The organism is Acinetobacter sp. WC-743, from assembly GCF_000335555.1.
Lineage (GTDB): Bacteria > Pseudomonadota > Gammaproteobacteria > Pseudomonadales > Moraxellaceae > Acinetobacter > Acinetobacter bereziniae.
Genome location: NZ_AMFQ01000135.1, coordinates 1 through 3,277, shown reverse-complemented (window position 1 = coordinate 3,277; position 3,277 = coordinate 1). Strand labels below are relative to the sequence as shown.

Annotated in this window: 6 protein-coding genes; all 6 read right to left on the bottom strand. The window is 37.8% G+C overall.

The features are described from left to right. A partial coding sequence (locus tag ACINWC743_RS20730) for a DNA cytosine methyltransferase (RefSeq protein ID WP_009586851.1) occupies positions 1–253 on the bottom strand: 253 nt, incomplete at its 3' end. Continuing rightward, complete coding sequence (locus ACINWC743_RS20725) at positions 250–1,359, bottom strand: replication protein (RefSeq protein WP_009586853.1); 1,110 nt, start codon at positions 1,357–1,359, stop codon at positions 250–252. The genes ACINWC743_RS20725 and ACINWC743_RS20730, both read right to left, overlap by 4 nt. After that, entirely contained in the window at positions 1,352–2,188 is an 837-nt protein-coding gene (locus ACINWC743_RS20720; RefSeq protein ID WP_035301532.1) for a DNA adenine methylase, read from the bottom strand. The genes ACINWC743_RS20725 and ACINWC743_RS20720 overlap by 8 nt, the downstream gene beginning before the upstream one ends. Beyond that, positions 2,185–2,493 (bottom strand): hypothetical protein, encoded by a 309-nt coding sequence (locus tag ACINWC743_RS20715; RefSeq protein WP_009586850.1) that lies wholly within the window; start codon positions 2,491–2,493, stop codon positions 2,185–2,187. Before ACINWC743_RS20715 ends, ACINWC743_RS20720 begins: the two co-directional genes overlap by 4 nt. Continuing rightward, positions 2,490–2,765, bottom strand: a complete 276-nt coding sequence (locus tag ACINWC743_RS20710) for a hypothetical protein (RefSeq protein ID WP_009586852.1) — start codon at positions 2,763–2,765, stop codon at positions 2,490–2,492. The genes ACINWC743_RS20715 and ACINWC743_RS20710 overlap by 4 nt, the downstream gene beginning before the upstream one ends. Positions 2,766–2,813: 48 nt before the next feature. Further along, a complete protein-coding gene (locus tag ACINWC743_RS20705) occupies positions 2,814–3,275 on the bottom strand; it encodes a phage regulatory CII family protein (protein ID WP_228129121.1) in 462 nt (153 codons plus the stop codon). Between the last annotated feature and the right edge of the window lie 2 nt (positions 3,276–3,277).

Below are 3,277 nucleotides of genomic sequence, written 5' to 3'. Positions count from 1 at the left end.
TTCTTAACCCGGCTACAGAAAATGCTTGGCATGGGGTTCCTCCAACCAATATATCGGGTGCTTCTACTTCATAACTTTTAACTTTTTCAGCAATGGTGGTCATATCACCAAGATTGGGAATATCGGGATAGTGATGTGCCAAGACTTGGCTTGGAAATTTTTCTATTTCTGCAAACCAGACAGGCTTCCAACCGAGCTCATGCCATGCAACTGTAGCAGCTTCAATGCCTGAGCAAACAGATCCGTATTTCATATCGAAACACCTTTACCCTTAGGTTTAAAACCTACGTCAGCAAGATATGATTTCCAATTTTGACGTTCTGTTGGATCTGATAGTTTTGCAGCAATGCGACCCGCTAAATTTTCGTATGACTCACCTGCAGAGCTGTACTTGCTCATAACTTCAGGATGGTGAGCAAGTTTGTTAGCGAACATGTACAGCTGATTAGGGGATGAAAAAACTAGGAAATCAGGATTGCTTTCGCTAGGTGATAGGGCTTTTGATTTCAATACATTTTGTTTTTGAGTTCTCAAATAAACTTTGATCAGCCATTCAGCAAAGAAACAAATCATCAAATCATCTGAGTGATCTCTTCCAGCGTTGTAGAGTTCGAATTTCTCTAATTCATGTTTAAACCATGAAGCGTTCAAAATATCGCCAGTATCAACCGAGTTATTGAGAGAAATAATTTTCGATTCTAATTTTTCAAAAGAAAGCCAATTTTTTTTATTTTGATAGTGTCTTTTGATAGTGTTACTTTGTGGGTTAAAATTCTTTACCACTTGCGGTAAAAATTCTTTACCACCTGCGGTAAAAATATTTAACCACTTGCCATTTTTAGTGGTAAAAAAATTTGACCACATTGGGAAGTTATCCACAGTTTTAAGGTGGTAAAAATTTTTAACCAGTAAAGGTTTTTTACCACCAATATTTAAGTAAAAATCGACTGGTTTTTGAGCTATTTTTTCTCCATATCCAAAGTGGTTAAAATTTTTAACCATCTCTTTTTTGAACAAAATAAGCGCCTTAACCAATACCTTTTTAGATGGAAATTTAATTAACTCTCCAATATCGTAATTATCAACTGGAGAGAAAACATTCCCATATTTTGATTGATGATGTTTTTTGATCAAACCAACTTCTTCAAGTTCAGTTAAGCACTTAATGACGGTAGGTCGGCTTTTCTTAGATAAACTTTCCAACTGACGCAAAGAAAGTGCATCACTTTCCTTGGTCCATCCACGTGTTTTACGAATGATCAATAGATAAATTTTTACAGATGCATCGCTTATCTTGTACATAGCTTCGTCTACAAATGCGTTCGCCACCATAAACGAATTGGGCACAAATTTACTCATATTGCCCTCCAAATAAATCTTGATATTGCGCTTTTGGGGAAATCCATAGACACTCTTGGCGTGTTACACCACCAAGCCGTCCAGATGCCTGCACAGATTTAGTGAATTTTGTCCATTTAGATAATTTGTCGTTGTAAATGTCATGTTCGTAACCTGTAATAATTACCGAACCTTTCACATTAACGAGTTGATCTAATAAAATTTCATGATCTGAATCTGTCATTTCATGACGATAAGCCACAACATTTGCTGTTCTGGTACTTCTTACATATGGTGGATGTACAAAAAATAATGTGTCATCAGCATCATATAAACTGATAATTTTTGATGCATCCTGATTTTCTATCACACATTGTTTTAGTCGTTCTGCGCATTTGGCAATTCGCTGAGGGTACTGATCCCATAAATTGATTTCGTAATTTTTTTGGCGTCCACCCGCCAACCTGAATCCCGTATGACCTTTAGTAGCACCCGCACTACCAAAACCCATTTGTGCTCTTACAATCATCCGTCTAGCTTTCTCAACTGGACATTCTGTTTCTTCATACGCGAGATGAAATTCATCCCGGGAAAATGGTGTCAGATGTACTAATTGTTTGAGCTGCTCACATTGTTCAGTATTACGAAGCACACGAAATAAATTAACTACATCGCTATCTATATCGTTATAAACTTCAATATTACTTTGAGGCTTACACATCAAAACTGATGCTCCACCACCGAACGGCTCAACGTAAGTTTTATGTACAGGAAACTTTGAGATAATCCAATCAGCAATGCGAAACTTACCACCGTGGTATCTAATTAATGGGTGATTCATATTTGTCATGCTTCACCCACCTCGTCAGTCATCTGAATGAAACGACCAAACATTAAAATTTTGCCAGCACGCAATAAACTCGAGATAATTTCACCAGCCTGATAAATGGTTATACGGTGCTCTGTCGTAAGAATTTCTATGAACTCATCTCGTGTTACTGCAGCATTTGATTCATCACGCTTAATTTTGCGCAAATTCGCACGGCGAACATCTAAAATCACATTTAGTGATTTCAAAGCAGGCTCATACCAGGATTGAATCCACTGGATCTGTTTATGCTCAGGTGCCTTTTGGAAGTATTGATTTGTAGTCATGAAACCTCCGCGAGAGCTTGTTCGGCTTCGGTTAAGCGGCGTTTGGCTTGGATTTCTGCTGTTGTTGCGGCGCGAATCTCATTGACATCGACCATCTCACCATCTTCGGCATATGGTTCCCCTATGTAACAACAACCAAAAACTGACTCGCTATAGATTGCAAAACAATAGAGCGTGTCATCATCTCCTGATTTTTTTACAATCAAGTCACCCATTTCATAATTTGAGTCAAAGTTGTCTATTTGATTCTGCTGTGCTAAATTCGTTTTCATATTCAATCCTTGCAAGTGTTTGAATTACAAAAAGCCTGATCCACGAAATCAGGCTTTTTCTATTTCTGCACCTGATGTAAATTTTTTCATTTGCTTTAGTGCCGCTTGGTCTACAGCAGTCGCCAATTCAATTAAATTCTGTGTGAGTTGGTGTATCTCTTCATATTCTTGAGGTGTTACAACACCATCTTCATAAGCGTCATAAACAACTTTGTTTGCTTTTCCTGATTTGATGTTGTGCTGCATCATTGCTTCAAAGATAGAAAGCTCATGGTGTTTACTACGATCACCCTCCACAGGTAGCAATGCATAACCAAGCTCATGCGCCCAAATTTTTAATAAAGCTGGGTTTTGCGTGTAATACAGAATTGCTTCCAGTTTTTTTATGCTTGGTAAGTGATTTGGCATATTGATATTTGCGTAATTGCAAACTGTGTTATGCGAATCCCCTATTACTTGGGCAATGTCTTTAGGAGTAAAACCTGGTGTCTTACTTATCATTTGCCAAATAG

Excerpts from the sequence above, each read along its gene's own strand:
- ACINWC743_RS20725 (WP_009586853.1), bottom strand. The coding sequence starts at position 1,359 with ATGAGTAAATTTGTGCCCAATTCGTTTATGGTGGCGAACGCATTTGTA.
- ACINWC743_RS20720 (WP_035301532.1), bottom strand. The coding sequence starts at position 2,188 with ATGACAAATATGAATCACCCATTAATTAGATACCACGGTGGTAAGTTT.
- ACINWC743_RS20715 (WP_009586850.1), bottom strand. The coding sequence starts at position 2,493 with ATGACTACAAATCAATACTTCCAAAAGGCACCTGAGCATAAACAGATC.
- ACINWC743_RS20710 (WP_009586852.1), bottom strand. The coding sequence starts at position 2,765 with ATGAAAACGAATTTAGCACAGCAGAATCAAATAGACAACTTTGACTCA.